The 19628-nt window shown below is 66.7% G+C and carries 14 protein-coding genes; 11 read left to right on the plus strand and 3 right to left on the minus strand.

All coding sequences use genetic code 11. The features are described from left to right. Positions 1-217 precede the first annotated feature (217 nt). The 5 genes from FIV42_RS10345 (at position 218) to FIV42_RS10365 (ending at position 5607) form a co-directional block, all read left to right on the plus strand. Complete coding sequence (locus tag FIV42_RS10345; RefSeq protein ID WP_141197604.1) at positions 218-1228, plus strand: TadE/TadG family type IV pilus assembly protein; 1011 nt, start codon at positions 218-220, stop codon at positions 1226-1228. After that, the gene (locus FIV42_RS10350; protein WP_141197605.1) at positions 1206-2594 is read left to right on the plus strand and encodes a TadE/TadG family type IV pilus assembly protein; all 1389 of its coding nucleotides are present in this window, start codon (positions 1206-1208) and stop codon (positions 2592-2594) included. The genes FIV42_RS10345 and FIV42_RS10350 overlap by 23 nt, the downstream gene beginning before the upstream one ends. Then, positions 2591-3427, plus strand: coding sequence for a TadE/TadG family type IV pilus assembly protein (locus FIV42_RS10355; RefSeq protein ID WP_141197606.1), 837 nt, complete (start codon positions 2591-2593; stop codon positions 3425-3427). The genes FIV42_RS10350 and FIV42_RS10355 overlap by 4 nt, the downstream gene beginning before the upstream one ends. Continuing rightward, positions 3424-4389, plus strand: a complete 966-nt coding sequence (locus FIV42_RS10360; RefSeq protein WP_141197607.1) for a hypothetical protein — start codon at positions 3424-3426, stop codon at positions 4387-4389. The genes FIV42_RS10355 and FIV42_RS10360 overlap by 4 nt, the downstream gene beginning before the upstream one ends. 108 nt (positions 4390-4497) lie before the next feature. Further along, the gene (locus tag FIV42_RS10365) at positions 4498-5607 is read left to right on the plus strand and encodes a YrzE family protein (RefSeq protein ID WP_141197608.1); all 1110 of its coding nucleotides are present in this window, start codon (positions 4498-4500) and stop codon (positions 5605-5607) included. A 1371-nt stretch (positions 5608-6978) separates the two neighbouring features. On the opposite strand, the gene FIV42_RS10370 is transcribed toward FIV42_RS10365, so the two are convergent. Next, a complete protein-coding gene (locus tag FIV42_RS10370; protein WP_141197609.1) occupies positions 6979-9060 on the minus strand; it encodes a hypothetical protein in 2082 nt (693 codons plus the stop codon). Positions 9061-9300: 240 nt separating this feature from the next. Between FIV42_RS10370 and FIV42_RS10375 the strand changes: the two genes are divergently transcribed. Beyond that, positions 9301-10290: a hypothetical protein gene (locus FIV42_RS10375; RefSeq protein ID WP_141197610.1), complete on the plus strand. Its 990-nt coding sequence runs from the start codon at positions 9301-9303 to the stop codon at positions 10288-10290. Positions 10291-10339: 49 nt separating this feature from the next. Here FIV42_RS10375 and FIV42_RS10380 read toward each other — a convergent pair whose 3' ends face one another. Further along, positions 10340-13936: a serine/threonine-protein kinase gene (locus FIV42_RS10380; protein ID WP_141197611.1), complete on the minus strand. Its 3597-nt coding sequence runs from the start codon at positions 13934-13936 to the stop codon at positions 10340-10342. 16 nt (positions 13937-13952) lie between these two features. Continuing rightward, positions 13953-14507, minus strand: a complete 555-nt coding sequence (locus tag FIV42_RS10385; protein WP_141197612.1) for a hypothetical protein — start codon at positions 14505-14507, stop codon at positions 13953-13955. Between the two features lie 268 nt (positions 14508-14775). On the opposite strand from FIV42_RS10385, the gene FIV42_RS10390 reads away from it, so the two are divergent. From FIV42_RS10390 to FIV42_RS10410, 5 genes are all read left to right on the plus strand, one after another. Next, positions 14776-16077: a DUF4259 domain-containing protein gene (locus FIV42_RS10390; RefSeq protein ID WP_168210539.1), complete on the plus strand. Its 1302-nt coding sequence runs from the start codon at positions 14776-14778 to the stop codon at positions 16075-16077. An 8-nt stretch (positions 16078-16085) separates the two neighbouring features. Then, on the plus strand, positions 16086-17303 hold the full coding sequence (locus FIV42_RS10395; RefSeq protein ID WP_141197614.1) for an AgmX/PglI C-terminal domain-containing protein: 1218 nt from the start codon (positions 16086-16088) through the stop codon (positions 17301-17303). Between the two features lie 418 nt (positions 17304-17721). Continuing rightward, a complete protein-coding gene (locus FIV42_RS10400; protein WP_141197615.1) occupies positions 17722-18438 on the plus strand; it encodes a hypothetical protein in 717 nt (238 codons plus the stop codon). After that, positions 18435-18818, plus strand: a complete 384-nt coding sequence (locus FIV42_RS10405; protein ID WP_141197616.1) for an NINE protein — start codon at positions 18435-18437, stop codon at positions 18816-18818. The genes FIV42_RS10400 and FIV42_RS10405 overlap by 4 nt, the downstream gene beginning before the upstream one ends. A gap of 46 nt (positions 18819-18864) precedes the next feature. Continuing rightward, positions 18865-19569 (plus strand): hypothetical protein, encoded by a 705-nt coding sequence (locus FIV42_RS10410; protein ID WP_141197617.1) that lies wholly within the window; start codon positions 18865-18867, stop codon positions 19567-19569. Positions 19570-19628 lie beyond the last annotated feature (59 nt).

The following is a 19628-nucleotide window of genomic DNA, read 5'->3' on the forward strand; positions in this document are numbered from 1 at the left end:
CGCCGTGTGCCAACATGTCACACCCTGTCCTACATCCGCGCACCTCCAACCGCCCCGAGCCGCGCTGCTCGGCGTGGTACAGAAACTGCAACGTCCTCCAATTGCCGTGTTGGCCCATAAATGCGCCGTTTGGTTGCAGAAGGACGCTTGTAGATGCTGCACCGGACGGGGATAATTAACGCCGTCGCACGTCACTTTTACTCCGGCTCGTTGGCCCATGCAGGAATCTCCCCGACAAAAAGGGGCGTTCGCCACCCTCACCACCAAGGCGCTTCTGCATGCTGCGGCGGTCGCCATTTTGGCCACGGGCACGCTGGCGCTCTTTTCGAGCGAGGCGAGTTGGGAGGTTGTGGGCTGGGCGTGGCAGCGCGGCGAACTCGCCGAGGCCGTGCTCGGCGACGTCGGGATTCACGTGGGGCTGTGCGCGATCGTGTGGGCCGTGCTGGCGTGGTGCTTCTCGCGGCTGCACACCCTCGTCGACACCATCCGCGCCGACGAGCGCCCGCGCGTCAAACTCGCCGCCGAGCGCGGCACCGTGCTCACCGAGACGCTCATCGTCCTGCCGGTCGCGCTGCTTCTGATCATGGGCATCGCCCAGCTCACGCTGATGAATATCGCGGTCACCCTCAGCGACCTGGCCGTGATGCAGGCCTCCCGCGCGGTGTGGGTGTGGGCGCCCGAAGCCGAGGAGGGACGCTTCGGCGTGGACAACCGCACCGTCGAGGAGAAGGCGCGCGTGGCCGCCGCCGCGGTCATGGCGCCGACCGCCTCGTCGGACTTCGGCCGCTTCAACACCGCCCAGCACGCCGGCTACGCGCGCACCTTCCGCAAGGCGATGGGCGCGATGTACGGCACCACGCTCGAGCACGGCGGCACCGACGTCGGCTCGTACTCGACGAACGAAGCCGAGTTGAAGCTCAGCGCCCAGGACAGCCCCATCGGCGAGAATATGGCGTTCAACCTGGCCTTCGACTCCGCCGAATTCCAGACCCGAAGCGCCCGCAAATTCTTCAACGCCTGGGCGCAGACCGAGATCGAAATCACCGAGACGAACGACTGGGTCGGCGCCAAGATGACCCACTACCACATGTGCCTGATGCCGCTGGTGGCGGGCATCTTCGGCGAGCATATGGCCGTGCACGGCCAAGACGGCTACTACGTCGAGATCAACCGCGCCTACAGTCTCCCCAAGCAGCTCAATCCCAATGCGAACCTTCCGCAACACTGACAAGGCGGCCCTGCGCCGTCGGGTGGCGCAGGGGCTTCGCGGGTTTCACCGCGACGACGGCGGCGCGATCATCCTGCTGGCGTTGGCCGCGGTGATGATCTTGATGATGCTCGCCTGGGTGCTGTGGGACGCCGGCAAGATGGGCCGGCACAAGTTGACCGTGCAGGCCGCCGCCGACACCGCCGCCTACAGCCAGGCCGCCATCAAGGCGCGGGCGATGAACAACCTGGCCTACGCCAATATCGCCAAGCGCTCGACGGTGGGCATCCACAGCCAGTACAAGGCGCTGTGGGAGTCGTACAAGCGCTGGTTCGCCCTCCAGGTCGCGCTGTGCGCGGCCGGCGACGACTCGGCCTGCCAGCGCGTCAGCGACAACCAGCCGATCTTGGAGGCCGAGCGCGAAAACGACTTCGCCACCTTCCGCGACGAGCTCGGCGAGCAGTATTACCTGCAGGACCTGATCGCCATCGACAACTACCAGCGCTACACCCACGCGCTGACGCCCTGGTGGGGCTGGAGCGAGGCTGTCCTGCGCGCCGCACGCAACGGCGCGGGCATGGCGGCGAGCTTTCCGGCCCCGCAAGGCACGCCCAAAAACGCGCCCATCCTCGACTCGGTCACCGACCAGGTCATGACCCAAGTGGGCTCGACGCCGCTGGTCAAGTACACCGGCCACCGCGACCTGCTGCCGGTCAAGATCAGCGACTACCAGTACATGCTCGGCACCGGCATGAGCCAGGGCCTGAGCTTCATGGGCGCGGAGTACGAGGCCAACAATCAGCTGCACAAGCAGAATTCGGAGGCCGGCGCGGCCAGCCAGGCGGTCATCCAGGGCGCGCGCAATCACTTCTCGAGCGCGGTGACCGGCTACAGCCAGTCGGTCTTCGGCGAGTACGGCAAGCCCTGGAAGCTCTTCCGCACGACCAACCCCGCCCACTGGACCTCGTGGACGTCGAACCTGGTGGTGACCTACCGGCGCAAAGAGGAGCTCTTCGACGAGATGCGCCAAAAATACGGCCCGGTGCCCAAGGATTACCACCTCGACAACGAGGAGATGTTCCGCCTATCGGGCTACTGGGGCATGGCGCGCGCCGAGATCTCGTTTCAGGACAGCTCGCGCGAGCCGACGCTGTGGCACCCGCGCTGGACCGCGCGCATGCGTCCGGTAGCGCTGCCCGGCGAGTTCCAGCAGGCCGGCCTGCAGATGTCGTCCATCTACCACGACATGATCCCGTACCTGGCGCTCAGCGGCATCATCAACACCGGCGACAGCGGCATCGTCAACGACTCCATCGACGACCTGGTGTTCATGGAGCGCGCCAACCGCGCGCTGGGCCAATCGACCGTGGAGGGGATCGCCAAATGAGCCACCGATTCCCCATGAACGTGTGGGAGCGATTCGCCCGCGACGAGCGCGGCACGGCGCTGACCGAGTTCATCATCGTGCTGCCGATCTTTGTGATCATCTTCGCCGGCATCGGCCACCTGACCCGGCTGAACAAGACCGCCATTCGCCTGGGCGGCACCGCCTACAAGCAGATGTGGGAGAAGGCCAAGAAGGTGCAGACCGACGACCCTGGCGTGCACGTGGTCCCGGCAGGCGCGGCGAGCATGATGCAGAACAACATGGCGACCTACACCGGCCTGCAAGAAGAGGCCGGCATGAAGCAGATCGTCCAACACGAGACCAGCAACCACGCCGCCGGCCTGCTCCAGAGCGGGCATATGGGCGAGTCGTACAACCGCGTGCGCCGCGCCCGGCAGAATATCGAGATTCGCTATATCGACGCCGAACTCACCAGCCAATTGAGCGGCGTCACCGGCGAATCGGCCTACGCGCAGCGGCTCTTCGACGACTCGGGCAGCGCCTCGACCTTCTATCCGGGAAGCTCGAGCGCGGTCAGCAGCCACGGGCTTCGCCCCGTGATCGCCGCCGGCACCCGCTACGGCACGGTGGTCGGCAGCGACAACGGCTCGGTCGACGTCGGCGGCCGCGAAATCGAGCTGGCCCACTACTTCACCACCTTGGTCGCCCCCAAGCCGAGCAGCGAAGAGGCGGCCAGCGCCGTCGCGCGCAGCGCCATGTGGGGCAACGGCCCCTACGACAACCTGCTGGGCATCGCCACCGACCAGCCGCTGCAGTCCGAATCGCTGGACGTGCCCACCATCGAAGGCGCGTTTGGAGGAGGCTCACCGTGAATCGCCTACTCCACATCACGGCCCTGCTCGCCGGCGCCAGCGCGCTGCTCTGCGCCGCGTTGTGGGCGACGGTGTGGACGCCCGGCGAGGGCGTGGTGAGCGCAGGCGCCGACATCGCCGACCTGTTCGGCGTGCCCGACACGCCCACCCAGAAGTTCCAGCGCGCCCTCGACCACATGGGCCACGAGCCCCCGCGCGCCTTCGATCTGAACGGCAACACGGTCTACTTTTCGGTCAACTTCGTCGACTACAGCCCCATCGAAGCGCTCAAGCGCTACCAAGACGAGTTCGTCTACGGGGGCATCAACCAGAAGAGCTACACGAGCCTGAAGGCCGCGAGCACCCGCGAAGCCCTCGAGGACATGCTCACCGGCGGGGTCGTGCCGACGACCGTCTCCAAGGACTACGTCGCCATGGGCGGCGGGCTGGCCGAAAACCGCGCCCAGACCGCCGACGAGCTCGCCCGACTCGGCCGCGACTTCGCCGCCGGGCGCCTGGCCAAGAAGTTTCGCGCCTACCGCCACATCGAGGCGTTCCGCGAGCCCGGCTCGCGCTGGACGACGGTCGTCGCCACCTGGAGCGACGAGTCGTTCGACTACCGCAAGATGGTCGCCGGAAGCCGCGTCGCCGGCCAGCGAGGCGACGGCACCATCCCCGCCTGCCCCGGCTGCACACGCCTGCAACGCTTCGAGGACCTCGACCCGAGCGCCGACCACGTCGACTACACCTTCATCGGCCCGGTCGGCGTCCATGAGACCCTGGCGTTCTACGACCGCGTCCTCCCCGCCCGCGGCTGGGAGCACGCCCCCTCCTCGGCCGTGCTCGAGCGCGCCCGGCGCCTGAACCTGCCCTTGCCCAACGCCAGCACACGCCAATACCGCCGCGGCGAGCAGACGCTCACACTCGTCGTCTACGCGGCCGAAAACGGCGAGACGGCCGCGCACCTGTCGTTGGCAAAGTAGCGAAGAGCCCTTCCGCTCTTGCGTGCATCAGCTCTTGCGTGCATCAGCCCCATGTCGACCTTTCAGGAGTCCGCAGCCATCAACTGCTCTACTGTTGAGAGGGACGACATGACCACAGAACGCACACACAGCGAACCGGGGCGCGACGTCACCGTCGAGGAAGACGTCGAGACCACCGACGAGACCCTATCGCCACCCACCCGCGCCTCGTGGGGCGCGATCTTCGCCGGCACGGCCGTCGCCTTGGCCGTCGCCTTCATCATCGGCCTGCTCGGCTCGGCGATCGCGCTGGGCAGCTTCGATCCGGCCACCGAACAGGACGCCATCGGTAACTTCGGCGCGATGACGGGCGCCTGGATTGTCATCCAGATCGTCGTCTCGCTCTTCGCCGGCGGCTGGGTCGCCGGACGACTGGCCAACAAGCCACGAAGCCTCGACGGCATGCTCAACAGCGGGGTCGTCTGGGCATTGACCACGCTGCTCTTCGTCGTCGGCTTCGCCTCGTTCGCCTCCACGGCGATCAGCGGCACGGCCACCGTGGTACGCGAAGGCGTCAGCGCGGTCACCGACGTGGCCGGCGCCGCCGCCGGCGCCGTGGGCGGGGTGCTCGACCAGGCCGACATCGACGTCCAACGCGGCCAGATCGTCTCGACCATCCAACAGGAAGGCCGCCAGGTCCTGCAACAAAGCGGCAAACAACAACTCCAGCCCGCCGAGCTTCGCCAAGAAGCCCAGGCCCTCGAGCAACTCGCCGTCGAGACCGCCGGCGACGTGGCCCAATCACCCCAGCAAGCCGGTCAAATCCTCGACCAGGCCATCAGCCAGGCCTTCACCGAGCTCGACGGCACCGTCGAGGCGGCCGACCAGCAGGCCCTGGTCAATATCCTGACCGCACGCACGAACCTGAGCGAGCAGGAAGCTCGCCAGACCGTGCAGGGCTGGGTGCAGACCTTCGAGAACGCCATGGGCCAACTGCAACAGATCGGCCAGAACCTCGGCCAAGAGATCGAGAGCACCGCCGCGACGGTCGCCACCGACGTGACCGACGCGTTGGCCAAGGCGATGTGGTGGACGCTCTTCGGCCTGGTCCTCGGCCTCTTCGCCGCCCTCGGCGGCGGCTGGATCGGCAGCCCCAAACTCGAGAAGTGGCGCGAACAGCGCGTCCGACGCCGCCACTGGCGCACCGGCCATCGTCACGGGCCGCCCACTCCAGCCTAGGGGGAACCGCAAAGGTCGCCAAGGGCGCGAAGGTAGCAAAGGGGGGGCTTGGCCATGAGGGTGTCGCAAATGCCTTTGGAGGCAGGGCATCTTGCCCTCGGAGCAGCGCCGCACGCTCCTGCAACCAGCGCTGGAAGCGCTGCCTCCAAACGACGGCGACCTTTTGCGACAGCCTCTTCACCCGGTGAATCAGCCTGTGCAGCTAGTGGTGTGACACCGAGATTCGATTCACCTTCGCCGGTCTAGCACCACCAGCTTCGGCGCTTACTCCTCGACGATGCGCTGCATCGCCTGCGGGGTTCGCATCCGAATCTGGCGGCGCTATCCTCGCCGAAGGGTTGAATCTCACTTCGGTGTCACCCCACTAGAAGCGGCCACCCGCCCCGATGACCCCGGCGGGCTTGCCCCGCCGGTGAATGAGCCTGCGTAGCTACCGAGGCGGCCAATCGAGCCCGAAGACCCCGGCGGGCTTGCCCCGCCGGTGAATCAGCCTGTGCAGCTAACGAAGCGGCCACCCACCCCGATGACCCCGGCGGGCTTGCCCCGACGGTGAATGAGCCTGCGTAGCTAAGCCGCCGGCCCATCCCCATCGTGACGACACACCGGTGCGTCTGCCGACAAAATTCGCCGGCATGGGCGCTGCGGATTTGCTTGTGATTGTGATCGGCTAACGGGCCAGGCCCGCCCCGTTTTCAAGCCACCTCGGATAGGTCACACGCTGGGCGCATGCCCACCCCGACGCCACACCTTACAACTACAACGGCGCCGCTGCGGCACTCCTCATGGCACAGGCCCATCTTCACGCCACACCCGAACTTCGACGCATCAACAAACCCGCACCGGGCAAATCCGATAACTGCGCTCCGCCGCAAGGACGAAGCTACCGGCTCGGCCTCCGCCGAGCGCGTCGATGAGGTACGGTCCGACATCTCCTCGAAGATACGCTCGCTACGAAGACTCTGTTTTGCGGATCGGGAAACCGTTCCGCCGCAGTCCAGGTTCTGTTCGACAACTCCGGACCGAGCCGAGGCGAGGGGATTCGGTGCAGATTTGGATGCCGTCTGACGCAGGCGATGCAGCGCATCGTCGAGGACAGACGGCGCCGAAGATGCACGAATCAACCGCCTTCGGCGACGGGAGCGAGTTGTCGAACAGAACCTTCCGAGCCCACCGGCTCAGCCACCCGGGCAGTGAGCCAAAACGAACTTCGACTCACCCGCCCGTTTCAAATTTGTGGGGAAACTCGTGGCCACGATACATCCACCCCTCATTACGGTTTTCGGCAAAAATCGAAAATCGTTGCGTACTTTCTTTCAAGATCGGCCCGTGGTGGGGTGTTTGACGCGAATTTCTCTGATTCGGCCAGCTCGCCTATTCATACAACCGCAACGTCTCTACCGTCTCGCTAAACGCGCCGTCGGCCGTCGACGCACTCTTCAACAACACCCTCCCCTCCCCGGCGTACTCGATGCTCGTGGCATGCTCGTCCAACAACTCGACCCGCGGCTGCGCGGTCCACGGACCCACGACCGCATACGCCTCGCTCGTGCACCGCTCGGAGCAATACTCACCGATGCACTCTTCGAAGCACTCGCTGCCGTCGTGCTTGTTCGAGAACGCGTAGGGCAACTCCGATCTCGGCGCGCCGCCAAGGCTCGCCCCCTCGAAGAGCGTCTCCACCTCGCCCGTCGCAAAGCTAAAGCGCACCAAACGCCCCTCGTCGGGCAACACCGCCAGCAAATACTCCCAGTCGGGAGACGGAATGACATTCTCCGTCGAGCTTTCACCGAATGGGCGGAGGATTTCGGTGCCGTTCCAAACGATTCCCTCACCATCGAGCGATTTGAGATAGCCCCTGGCGAACGAAGCGTTCGTCTGGCTCGACCGACATCCACCCGAGCGCGCCTCCGTGAGCGCAACCGCCGAGCCGCGCCGAATGTCGTGGAGCATCAGGCGAGGCGACTCCTCGTCGGCCTTGCGCGCCGTATACATCACGCGCTGCTCGTCGGCCGAGAGTCCGTCCCGGCATATGGTGACCTCGGCATACGCCTCGCCGAGCTGCTCGAAGGAGAGCTGAGGAAGACGCAACCGATGCAGCGCCTCTTGGCCCGTGTCGCCAACCTCCCGAGACAGATACACCTCGCTGCCCGCCTCGTTGACGCCTGCGACTCCGGCCCGCATCTCACCGCTCGCAAGCTTTACCGACGCGCCGGTGTCGGCGTACCAAAACCGTTGCTCGGCCTCGCCGGACTCGGTCTCGAATCGATAAATCACCGCGGGCAGGCCGTCGACGAAGTGGGGCTCGTTCCGCATGCTGAGGTGGGCCGGCGCGAGCAACTGCTCGTGGTGCGTCTCGACGTCGTAGACCGTCCACCAGACCCCGCGCTGCCCCTCACGAGCGGCCATCGACTGGTACAAGAGCAGGCGCTCGTCGAGTGACCGACTCAGAATGCCGCTTTCGTCCGAAGAAACGCTGTTCATCGAGGGGACGTCCTGACTCAACGTGCGCACCCGCTGCTCGACGGGGTCCCAACTGCGCAACTCGATGCGCGCCGGCTCGCCTCCTTGCGATACCTCTTCGAACCAGAGTAGCCGCGGGATCCTGCCCCTCACCCGAGCGTTTTCTCGCCGCCAGATCGGCTCGACATTTCGGCCCAGCACCACCTCGGACTCGGGCCCGCCGAAAACTGGGCGAACCCGCAGCTCCACGTTGGCCACCTCACCCCATTCCCCCTCTTCGGCCACCGAATAATACACGTGCGTGGTCCCCGCGGCGGTCCCCAAAAAACCGAGGTGGTGGAAAGGAAAGAACGCCTCGCTCCCGTCCGGAATCGAAGCAAACGTCTCGGCCCGACGCGTCTCGTAGTCCCACAGGACGAGGTCACGCGGGCGTGATCGCGTTCCACCGGAAGGAAAGAACTGGTAGCGCCGAGGATAGTCGAACGTGGTCAAACCGGAGACAGTCGCAATCGGCGTCTCGCGACCACTCATCAAGTCGATCGCCACGTACGCCAAACCTTCTTCGGACGACCTGATGCCGACGACCAGCCCGTACTCCTCGACATGGAACGCCCCACGCACATCCTCGGCGATCACCCGCTTCTGATCGCTGCGCAGCGACCACTCCCAGTACGTGTTGTCTTGGATGTAGAAGAGCGTGTCGCCATCCTCCGACTGCTCGAGGCCCCGAATCCCCTTCGAACCGCCACTGGTGCCCAGATCTCTCGTCCGACGCACGAGCGTGTCGTGGACATAGAGCCGGTGGAGGGGCTCGCCCTCTCGCTCGCCGTCATCCATCTCGAAGGCGATATGACGTCCTTCTCTCCACCGGTCGAAGACGAATATCCCGCCCCCTTCCCCCAACACCTGCTCCCGCAGGCTCGTCTGACCGCCTCCGCCGCGCCCCTCCTGGCTGCACCCCGCGGCGAGCAGACAGACGAACCCCAGCGCCAAAGCAAGCCTCGATTTTCGCAACCCAACAAGCATTTTCTCCCCCATGACCATACGACGGGAACGAACGCGCTCACTCTAGCGGCGCCCAGTCGACCCAACCAAGCTCTTTCTACAAAAAGATCCTTTGCGATCGCCTCACGCCGCATAAGTTCTGTTCCATACGCACTACCAGACAGACGCGCCACACAGGCCGCTTCCAAATCGGGGGAACGCGGCTATCCACAAGACGGGGGTCCATCTATGCCTGGAGCCAACTACTGCAGCCGCTCGCTGGCGCTGCAAACGATCAATCCGTGCGGTCCGGTCTTCGACAACCGTAGCTTGACCGAGGTGCGAGGGGAGCACCTCGCGGTCAACCGGGGCCGGCTGATGACCAGAGACTTACACAAAAAGTGCACCAAGAGGGGTTGGGAGCGCGCGATGCTGCTCGACGACAGCCCCGACCTCGACGGCATTCCCAAGGCCGCCACGCGGCTTCGCTGGGACAGCCAGGTGCGCCCGGAACCCGAGTCGTTTCCGCGCACCCTGGCGCTGTACCACCCGCTTCGCCGCCTGCCGGTGGCCAGCCTGCGCCTGTCGCCGCTGGCGCCCACGGAGCGCAAAAACGGACTCTTCAACTCCGGCCTGCTCGTGCGCGAAGCGGCCGACGAGCCGCTCGTCGACTTCGCCTCGACGGCCATCGCTCGGCGCATCCGGCGCACCGCCGGCCTCGTCGACCGCCGCGGCGGCTTTCTGCTCAGCCTCGAGCGCCTCGTCGGCCACCTGGGCGACCAGACGCTCAACGCCGCCGCCATGCTGCAGGCGATCGTCAAGCTCGTCGTCCACGCCCCGCGCCGCGTCGAAGGGATCGTGGCGCCGGTGCCTGGGGATTCGCCGTTTCTGCGCCTGCTCGGCCCCCTCGAAGAGGCCGAACTCGCCCCGGTCTGTCACCTGGGTCAAGTCAACGCCCGGCTACTTCGCTTTACCGACAAGGGCGTGCTCAAGGACACGCGCACCGTCGACCTGCACATCCTGCACATCGACGTGTTGCACCTGCGCCATACCCTCGAGCTGCTCGACGAGTTCGAGAGTGGAGATCCGGCCAGACGGCTGCTCGACACGGCCATCGTCACGCGCACCTTTCTCAAGCGCCACCTGGCCCAGTCGCATACCGTGTTGGCGCCCGAGCTGCAGGCGATCGTGTGCCCCAATCGCAAGAACGTGGATGAGCCGCCGCCGGCCGAGGAATGACCGGCCGAGGATTGACTGGCCGAGGAAGGCCAGCTGAAAAGGAACAAGCTCAGCCGTCGCCGCCCAACGCCTGCCATTGCTCTTCGGCGATGCGCGAGGCCGCCTCGGCGCGCTCCGCCCAGCCGACCTCGGTGGCCAGTTCGCCGGCCCGCTCGGCCAATTCGCCCAGATCGCGAAGGCGCGCGCCGGTCTGGGCGATATTGTCGCGCGCCGAGTCCAACGCAACGTCGAACGCCTCGGCGTCGGCGCGCTTGGCCGCGCAGCAGGCGAGCCCTAGATGCACGCCCGACATCTGGGCGACATACCCGAAGTTGGGATACGTCACCTCCAACTCAGAAAAGAGGCGCTCGGCCTCGTCGAAGCAGCCCGCTTGGAGTTCGCAGATCGCCAGGTTCAGGTGGGCGACGGTCACTTCGCGATCGTAGGCCCACGCCCACAGCTCGATCGCCTCGCGATATTGCGCGCGGGCCTTCTCCCAATCGCCGCGCCGACTCGCGATGCCCGCCAGGTGCTGCAGCGCGTTCGCCTCGATCCAGCGCGTACCGGCGCGACGCGCCTCGTCGAGCGACTCTCGCGCCAGCGCCTCGGCCTCGTCGAGCTCTCCCCGAGCTTGCAGCACATACCCCAGCCGCCCCAACGCGTCCGCCAGTCCAAATCCGTTGCCCGAGCGCCGATACACCTCGAGCGCTCGCCGGTAGTGATGCATGCCCTTCTCGTGGCGCCCCCGATACACATATGTCGTGCCCAAGTTGATATGCGCCGTGGCGAGTTCGATATCGCTGTCGAGCCCGGCGGCCAGCTCGATCGCCCGCTCGAGCGCATCTGCCGACTCGTCAAACTTGCCCGCGTTGCGCCTGGCCAAGCCCAACACGGTCAACGAGGAGACCTTCTGATGCAACGAGCCATGCTCGAGGGCCACTTCGACCAACTTGTCGAGGCGCGCCTGCACTTCGGAGGCCTGATCGAATGACAGCCGGAACTGGCAGCGGACCAGCTCGCTCTGGATTCGCGGCGAGGCAAACTCGGTCAGCCCGAGTTGGTCACTCGTCTTGGCGTGGAGGTTGGCGAGGTGCTCGGCCTCGTCCATCAGCCCCGCCCTGGCGGCCTGCAGGCTCGCCTCGCTCAACGGCGAGAGCGCCTCACGGAGCTTGCCGGCGGCCAATAAGTGACGCGCGCGGCGGTAATGGGTCACCCGATCGTCGTACAACGCCTCGACCGCCTCGACACAGCGCTGGTGATGCTCGCTCAGCCGCCCCGCCTCGGCGGCCTGCGCCTCCAAGCTCTGGCGCAGCATGTCGTGGGTGAACGCCCAGCCGAACTCCTCGGCGCGCGCGAGCCCCGAGCGGACTAACGCGTCGACCAGCGTCGGCGTGGGCGTCACGCCCGCCTTGCGACACACCACGTCCCATTCAGCGGGCGAAACCCGCGGCCCGAGCGCCGCGGCGAGTTCGAGCGCCACGCGGTTGTCGTGCGCGCGGCCATCCGACGCCGCCCGAAGCACCTCGTCGATCCGACTGACCCACAACTCGGTGAGCGACGCCGGTATCTGCACCTCGCGCTCCTCTAAACAAAAACCCTGCGCAGTGGCCACGAGGCACTCCTTTTGGACCCAGTCGCCCAACAGATGCACCGCAAAGAGCGGCAAGCCCGCCGCCTGGTCGACCACGCGCTCGCACAGCTCGGGCTCGAGCGGCAACACCTGCGAGACGAGCTCCCGACACGCCTCGTCGGCAAGTCTGTCCACCGCGACTTCGGTGACGTCGTCGCGGCCGACGAGCGCGGCGAGCTGACTGCTCGCCAGGGCGTCTCCAGCCGCCTCATCCGGGCGGGCGGTCAACACGAAGAGCACCGGCACGTCCGCGTCGAGCGCGTACTCGACGAATCCGAGCGCCTCGCGCGCCCAGTGGACGTCATCGAGCCACACCACCACCGGCCGACGCTGGCCTATCTGGCGAAGCAGCCGCACCACGGTCGCATGACGCTCGCGCGGCGAGGCAAAGTGAAACGGCGGCCCGTCGACGTCGGTCGCCCCGCGCGGCGTCGGGTGGATCAGCTCACACAGCGCACGCGCCTCGTCGCTTCGCCGCGCCGAGTCGGCCGCCTCGCCCACTTGCAGCTCGCCGAGCTTCTCGAGGATACGCCCGTAGGTCTTCGCCCGCCCCAACCCGTGCGTCACGAAATACGAGGCGAGCAGCGCCGACACCGCCCGAAGCGGGTCCGACGACTGGCCGTGGTGCACCCGCAGCACATTCGCCGCGCCGACCTCGTGGGCGCGCCGCGTCAACCACTGCGCCAGCGCGCTCTTGCCGCGGCCGAGCTCTCCGCCGAGCACCACCGCACGGGCCTCGCCGTCGCTGTGCACTCGCCCCAGCTCCTCCCACAGGACGTCGCGGTGCGACACCCGGTCGACGAGCGGCACCTCTCGCAGCCCCACGAGGCCCAGACCGACGTCCGACAACTCGACGTCGCGACGCCGCTCGAGCCGCGCCTCCCAGCTCTGCGGAAACTCGGGGTAATTCCACTCCCCCGCGCTGCCCGAAGGCGCGTCACCCTCGCGACGCCCCTCGAACACCGCGGTCGCCTGCACGTCGAGCGCCATGGTGACCGTGGCGGGAATCTCCATCGGCTCGGTCGGCTCGGCGGCCCCGAGGGTCGGCAAGTCTTCGAACGCCATTGTCTGGCCGAGATAGGTCTCGCCGAGATGGGTGTCGCCCCAGGCGGCCTCTTCGCCGCTCACCGCCCACGCAACGTCGGTGTCGTCGAAGGCAAATTGAACGAGCGCCCAGGCCGCGTCCGCCGCGCGCTCGAATCGGCGAGACGGCTCTTTGTCCATCAACGTCCGAATCCACGCCTCGAACGCCTCGGGGACCGCAAAGCGCGGCTCGAGCGGCGGCACATCCTCACTGACATGGCAGTTCATCAACGCCACGACGTTGTCGGCGGTATACGGCGATCGCCCACACACGAGCTCGTAGGCCATGCACCCCAACGAGTAGAGGTCGGTCCACGGGCCGAAATCTCGCCAGCGCCCCAAGATCTGCTCGGGCGCCATATACGCCGGCGTCCCCGCCGACATGCTGTTGAGGCTCGAGCGCTCGTCTCTCTCCTCGCGCCCCGCCCCGACCGCATGCGAGATGCCGAAATCGGCCAACTTGAAGTCGACCTGCCCCGACGCGCCGCGCACGTACAGGATATTCTCGGGCTTCAAGTCGCGATGGATTATGTCACGAGCGTGAGCATGGGCGAGCGCGCCGAGCACCACCAGAAGCACGTGGCGAACCTGCGACCAGCTCTGCATCTCCAACTCACGAAGCGTCCCGTCGGCCAGCGCCATCGCCAGATACGGGCTGCCGGGACGAAGTGCGGCCGCCTCCATCCGGTCGCCCTGAGTTGGGTCTGCCTCGTCGAGCAATCCGTAATCGTAGACCTCGACGATATTCGGATGGACCAGACTCGAAATCGCGCGCGCCTCGGCGCGAAACGCCTCCTGATAGCGCAGCTCGGTCGCCCGCTCCCCGGTCATGATCTTGACCGCCACCGGCACACCCTGCCCACGATGCACCGCTCGCCACACCTCGGCCATGCCGCCGCGGCCCAGCGGCTCGCGCAGCTCGAACACCCCACATGAAATGCGACCGGAGGTCATGCCATCGCTCCCAAACTCATTCGCCGACCACGTCGTCGATCCACCCGCGAAACTCCTCGTTGAGCTCGTCGAGCCCCGACGTCAACTCCTCGAAGCTCGGCACGTCCCCGAACCGCTCGACGCACGCCGCCCGATAATGCTCGAGCGCCCGCTCGGCCTCGGCCGCCGCGTCGGGGTCGTCGTCCTCGAGCATCCAATTGAGCTCCGGGTCGAGGCGCGCCGGCGAGGTGAAGGTCGGGTACTCGTCGACCCCGGGTGCATACGCCAACACCATCGCCCAGTCACGCGGCGAACGCACGAGCACGCCCGAGCCGCCCTCCGAACCAAAGTAGACCACCGGCGGCGGCCCCTCCGCCCCCGGCCGTATCCACGCCGCAAACTGGCTCCCCATCCCGTCGATCCCCAGATGCGCGAACTCGTAGCCCGCCTCGGTCCACCCCTCGTCGCCGAACCAGTAGCCCATCGTCGTCGCAAACTCCTCCTCGGAGTCGATCGTCGGCTCGTAGTCCATGAACGTGAAGATCTTGTCGATATGCTCTTCGAGCCACTGCTGCAATTCTTCGACGGTCATCGAACGCTCCTCTCTAGAGAGTTGGGTGTGCGCGAATCGTACGCGACAAGCCTCGTTTCATCAAAGGCGAAGGGGGCCTCTTCGAGGAAGAATGCGATCGACGCTAAAGCTCCTCTGCCAGCGCACGCCGACGCCGTTCATTCGCCCGAGAAGAGGCCCCCAAGCCTTTGCGACACCCAGCCCGAATCGCACTCGACATTTCTCCCGTTTAATGCTGGACTTAGCCGCGAGAACCACAACCGTAAGATCTTGCAAAACAGGTCGGCTGATGGGTGCCTGGGGCACGGGAAATTTCGACAACGACGCCGCGCTCGACTTCCTGAGCGCGCTCTACCCGCGAGAGGACGGCTGCGGGCATATCGAGAAGGCCCTCGCCAAGGTGTTGCCTGACGCCGACGAAGCCGACGTCGACGAAGCCGACGCCCACGCCTGCTGTCAGGCCCTCGCCGCCGCCGAGATCGTCGCCGCCCTCGGCGGAGCGCCGCGCGACGGGTTGAGCGAGAGTGTGACCGACTGGGTCTGGTACCGCCGCCCCGTCGAAGATAGTCGCCTGGACGCAATCACCGAACTCGCCCGCCGGGCGGTCCGACAGGTGCGCGACGACTCCGAGCTCTCCGAGCTTTGGCAGCAGACCGACTCGCACGACGCATGGCGCGCCGCGGTCGACGAACTCGCCGCCCGCCTCGACCGCGCGCCGGTCGCCCCGGCGCCCGACGAGCCACTCCCCAGCCACGCCGACAAGTTCAGCGGCACCTGGCGCGTCGACGTCGACCGCGATCTCGACCTCGAGCGCTGCATCCCCGCGCTCGACGCCACGAGCCGCGACTATATCGTCGCCGACACCGACGAGGGCGTGCTCTACCTGACCTCCGAGTACCCGCTGACCGCCCTCGACCTGCGCACAGGCCAGCCGCGCTGGGAGACCTACGAGGCCGCCCGCCCGCTGATGATCCTGGGCGACGTGCTCCTCGCCCAAGACCGACCGGCGCGCCTGCCCTTCAAAAACCTGCACCTGGTGCTCCTCGACCGCCAGACCGGCGAGCCGCTGCAAAAGTTCAAGGCCCGCTTCGACGACCTGCTCGTCGGCGACTTCGACGATCTCACCAACGGTCCGGCCGAGCGGGACACCTTCTTGCGCTGCGAGGCCCGCCGCGCCGGCGCCAAGGTCTACATTACCTGGGAGTCGGGCATTTACCCGCCCGCCGGCGCCCGCTCCACCGCGGCCATCGCCGACATGGACCGAAGCCGCGGCGCGCTCTGCCTCGACCCGGCCGAGCGCACCCTCCAGATCGTCGACCCCGACCGCGTCCCGGCCGCCGCCCACGCCGCAACCCACGGCGCCCGCGCCGGCATGCCCCCCGCACCGATTCGCACCCCGGAAGCCCCGCGCCACCACGAACGGCGCCCGTCATTCAACGCACACGCCCCCGCCCAGCTCGCCACCGTCTCCAACTTGGGCAAGGCCAAGGCACGCCTGGGCGACGTCGTCCTCTACCGCCGCGCCGACGGCGTCATCCACGCCGTCGACGCCACCGCCGGCGTGGTGCTGTGGCGCCACAAACTGCAGTGAGAATCACGATGTATCGTAGCCGTATCTGTTTGCTCTGTGTCGCTTCGCTCGCCCTCCTCCCGTCGCTGACGGGCTGCACCTCGGCCCCCGAGCCCAAAGCCGAGGAGACCGACGAGATCGAGTTCACCCCCAAGCGCCATGCCCCCGAGCGCCCCGAGTACCACGCCGAATCGGACGCCGTCCTGCTCAAGACGCCCGAGTCGCGTGCACTCGTCGAGGCGAGCTGCGCGGCCACCGACACGCCCAACGCCTGCCGCGCCCAGGCCGACCGCCGCCTGCGCGGCTACCGCGGCTCGTTCAGCGCCCCGGGCGCCGACGAAGTGCTCGTGGGCGTCGGCCCCAGCGCCGTGCTGCTGGCCGAACGCGCCGGCAAGTGGACCGTCGTCGCACGCGCTCAAAACGTCGACCTCGACCACTGCCTGCTCGGCGAACCCGCGGCCAACGACGCTCCCAACGACCTCGTCTGCCGCGCCGCCACCCTCGACGACTGGGGCCACAGCCTCGAATTCTTCCGCCTCGCCGCCGCCCCTCAATCCGACGAGGGCAACCTGACCGTCACCCCGCTCGACACTCCGCACGCCACCGACGTCGACACCGCGCTCTTCGCCGGCTGGAAGCACGAGGGCGAGCTCATCGAGGTGCGCTTTCACAAGGAATCCGAGGTCAAAGGCGCCTCCCAGGTCGACTTCGGCAACACCCAAACCTGCCGCTACCGCACCTTCAGCTACGAGCGCTCCCCCGAACCGAAGCTCGCCGAACTCGACGCCTGCAAGAGCGGCGGGTCCGACACCGCGAACGACGAAGACGCGCGCTCCAACTACGCCACCTACGACAGCCGGCTGCAACAACCCATAAGCAACCGCAACCGCGCCTTCGCCATGTGCTACCAACGCGAGCTCGACCGCATCGCCGCACTCGCCGAAGCCCAAACCGAGGTCGCCGACGCCAAAGCAAAAGCCGCCAACGAGGGCGACGCCCCACACGACCCACAAGACTCACAAGACCCGCGCGACCAACAAGACCAACAACTCACCGCCGGCCAAATCCAGGTCCGCTTCGTCATCGGCTCGTCGGGCGCCCCGGTCAGCTGCGAGGTCGCCAACACCACCCTCGACAACCCGAACGTCGAGCACTGCCTGTGCCGCGAGATCATGAACACCGAATTCCCCCCGGTCCCCGCGGGTAAATTCGTCGACGTCACCTATCCGTTTAGCTTCGCGCCGTGACTGGGGGGGAACCGCAAAGGTCGCGAAGTACGCAAAGGAAGCAAAGGGGGGCTTCTGGCAGAGGCGTACAACCGGGTCGGACCCCGGCGGTCGAGACGACCGCGCCCCTACCGTCAATGCGGCGCATCGACCAAGATGTGCGGGATGGTGAGACGGTCACGGGTGCCGGGTGCCGGAGCCGGTCACGATCACGGTCGCGGGCGCCGGAGCCGGGTGCCGGAGCCGTGACCGTAGCCGTAGCCGTCTCCGTGACCGTAGCCGTCTCCGTGACCGTAGCCGTCTCCGTGACCGTGATTGTCCAACCCACCAATCACTTGACCCTGCCCCCTCCGCGTCCTTAATTCCACTCTGGCGCCGCCACGCCCACCTCGCCGGCGCCACCCGAAGTCCCCCTACAACCCGAGCCCCCAACGGACGCATGAAGCTCACCGTAGGCGACATCCACATGGATTCCCGCGACGGCATCCAATTCCGTCGGCCACAAGCCGACGCCGGCGAGCCGAGCCCTCGAGAAAGGACTGACCTCGAACGGGCCGACCGAGAACCGGTCCGCCAAGAAAGCGTCGGCCAACTCATCGCTCGCCTCCCCGAGTTGCCCACCTCGCTGTACCTGGTCGGCGCGCTGGTCATGATGGCCGCCACGGTCGCCCTCTTCGTGGCCGCGGCCACCACCGGCATCATCTATCTTGCGATGCCGACGCCGGGCCTGATCTTTTTGGCCGGCCTCTTCGCCGCCCGCGCCACCGGCTGGGGCCAACCGCGCGCGCCCCTCGCCGCAGCCCCCGACGTCGACCGCACCGCCGAGCACCTGGCCCTGCGCGACGAGCGCGCCACCGTCGAAGATCTTATGGACGAGCTCGACTGGACCGAAGCCCGGGTTGTGCGCGCCCTGAAAGTCGGCGTCGAGCACGGCCGCCTCGACGAAGACCTCGACGCGGACACCGGCCACTGGACCTACGACGTGGCCCGCCCCGCCGACGAAGACGTATTCACCCGTCGCGCCCTCCCCGTCGACGAGCGCGTCCTGCACTTCGGCGACGCCCCCGAACACGCCGACCACCAACACGCCGACCACCAACAAGCCGAACAATCGCACCACCCATCGTCTCCGTCTTCACGCAGGAGTTCGCCATGAAATCGAAGATCACCGCCGCCGTGCTCGCTTTCTTCTTGGGATGGCTGGGCGCCCACAAATTCTACCTGAATCAGCCCGGCATGGGTGTGCTCTACATCCTCTTTATGTGGACCGGCATCCCCTGGCTCATCGCCATCGTCGAGGGCATCCTGTACCTGACGATGGACGACTTCGCCTTCCAGGCCAAATACGGTGACCGCAACCTCCAAGAGCCCCCACCGCAACAAATCGCCCAGAACGTCACTTTCACCCTCCCCGAAAGCCACGCCTCCCCGAGCGCCTCCATCTCCGAAGAACTCACCAAGCTACACGACCTGCACACCGCCGGCCTGCTGACCGACGACGAGTTCCAGTCCCAAAAGCAGCGCCTCTTACGCTGAGATGAGCTCGCGTCCGCAAACACGTTCCTCAATCAGGAGACATACCATGCTCCGCACGACCATGCTCATCGTCCTCATCGGCGTAGCGGTGATCTCAGCCGTCGGCCACGCCCAAGACTCGATTTTCGAAAAGGAGGCCGCCGAGGTCCCCGCGTCGAAGCGCGGCCAGGTGCTCGGCGAGCCGCCGACCGCTGAAGAGCCGGCCCCGCCCACCGCTGAAGAGCCGGCCCCGCCCACCTCCGAAGACACCCACTTCCGTGACGCCCGCTGGGGCATGAGCCGACAGCAGGTCAAACAACTGGAAGACGAAGACCCCATCGCTGAAGAGGAGCTCATTGTTGGCTACGTCGACCAGCTTCTGGGACTGAAGGCTGGCGTCTACTACGTCTTCATCGACAATCAACTCGTGCGCGGCGTCTACGGCATCATCGAAGATCATACTAACGACAACGAGTACATTGCCGACTACGAAGACCTCAAAGAAGCGCTGACGCGCAAGTACGGCGAGCCCGAGCAAGACCAGGTCATCTGGAAGAGCAACACCTACCGCGACCATCCGGACCACTGGGGCATGGCCGTCAGTATGGGAGACTTGACGTACCTCTCCACTTGGGCGCAGTCCGAGACCGACATCACCCTTTCCCTCACAGGCGACAACTTTGAGTCGCACCTGCAGGTCCAGTACACCAGCCAGGAACTCGAGCACCTCATCGAAGAGTATCGACAGAGAAAGGTCGACGAGATGTTGTGAGCAGGGTGCGACCAAGCGCCGTGCCCTCGTCGCTGCTCGAAGCAGGCTCACTTGCCCCA

The sequence above is a fragment of the Persicimonas caeni genome (genome assembly GCF_006517175.1).
GTDB classification, from domain to species: domain Bacteria; phylum Myxococcota_A; class Bradymonadia; order Bradymonadales; family Bradymonadaceae; genus Persicimonas; species Persicimonas caeni.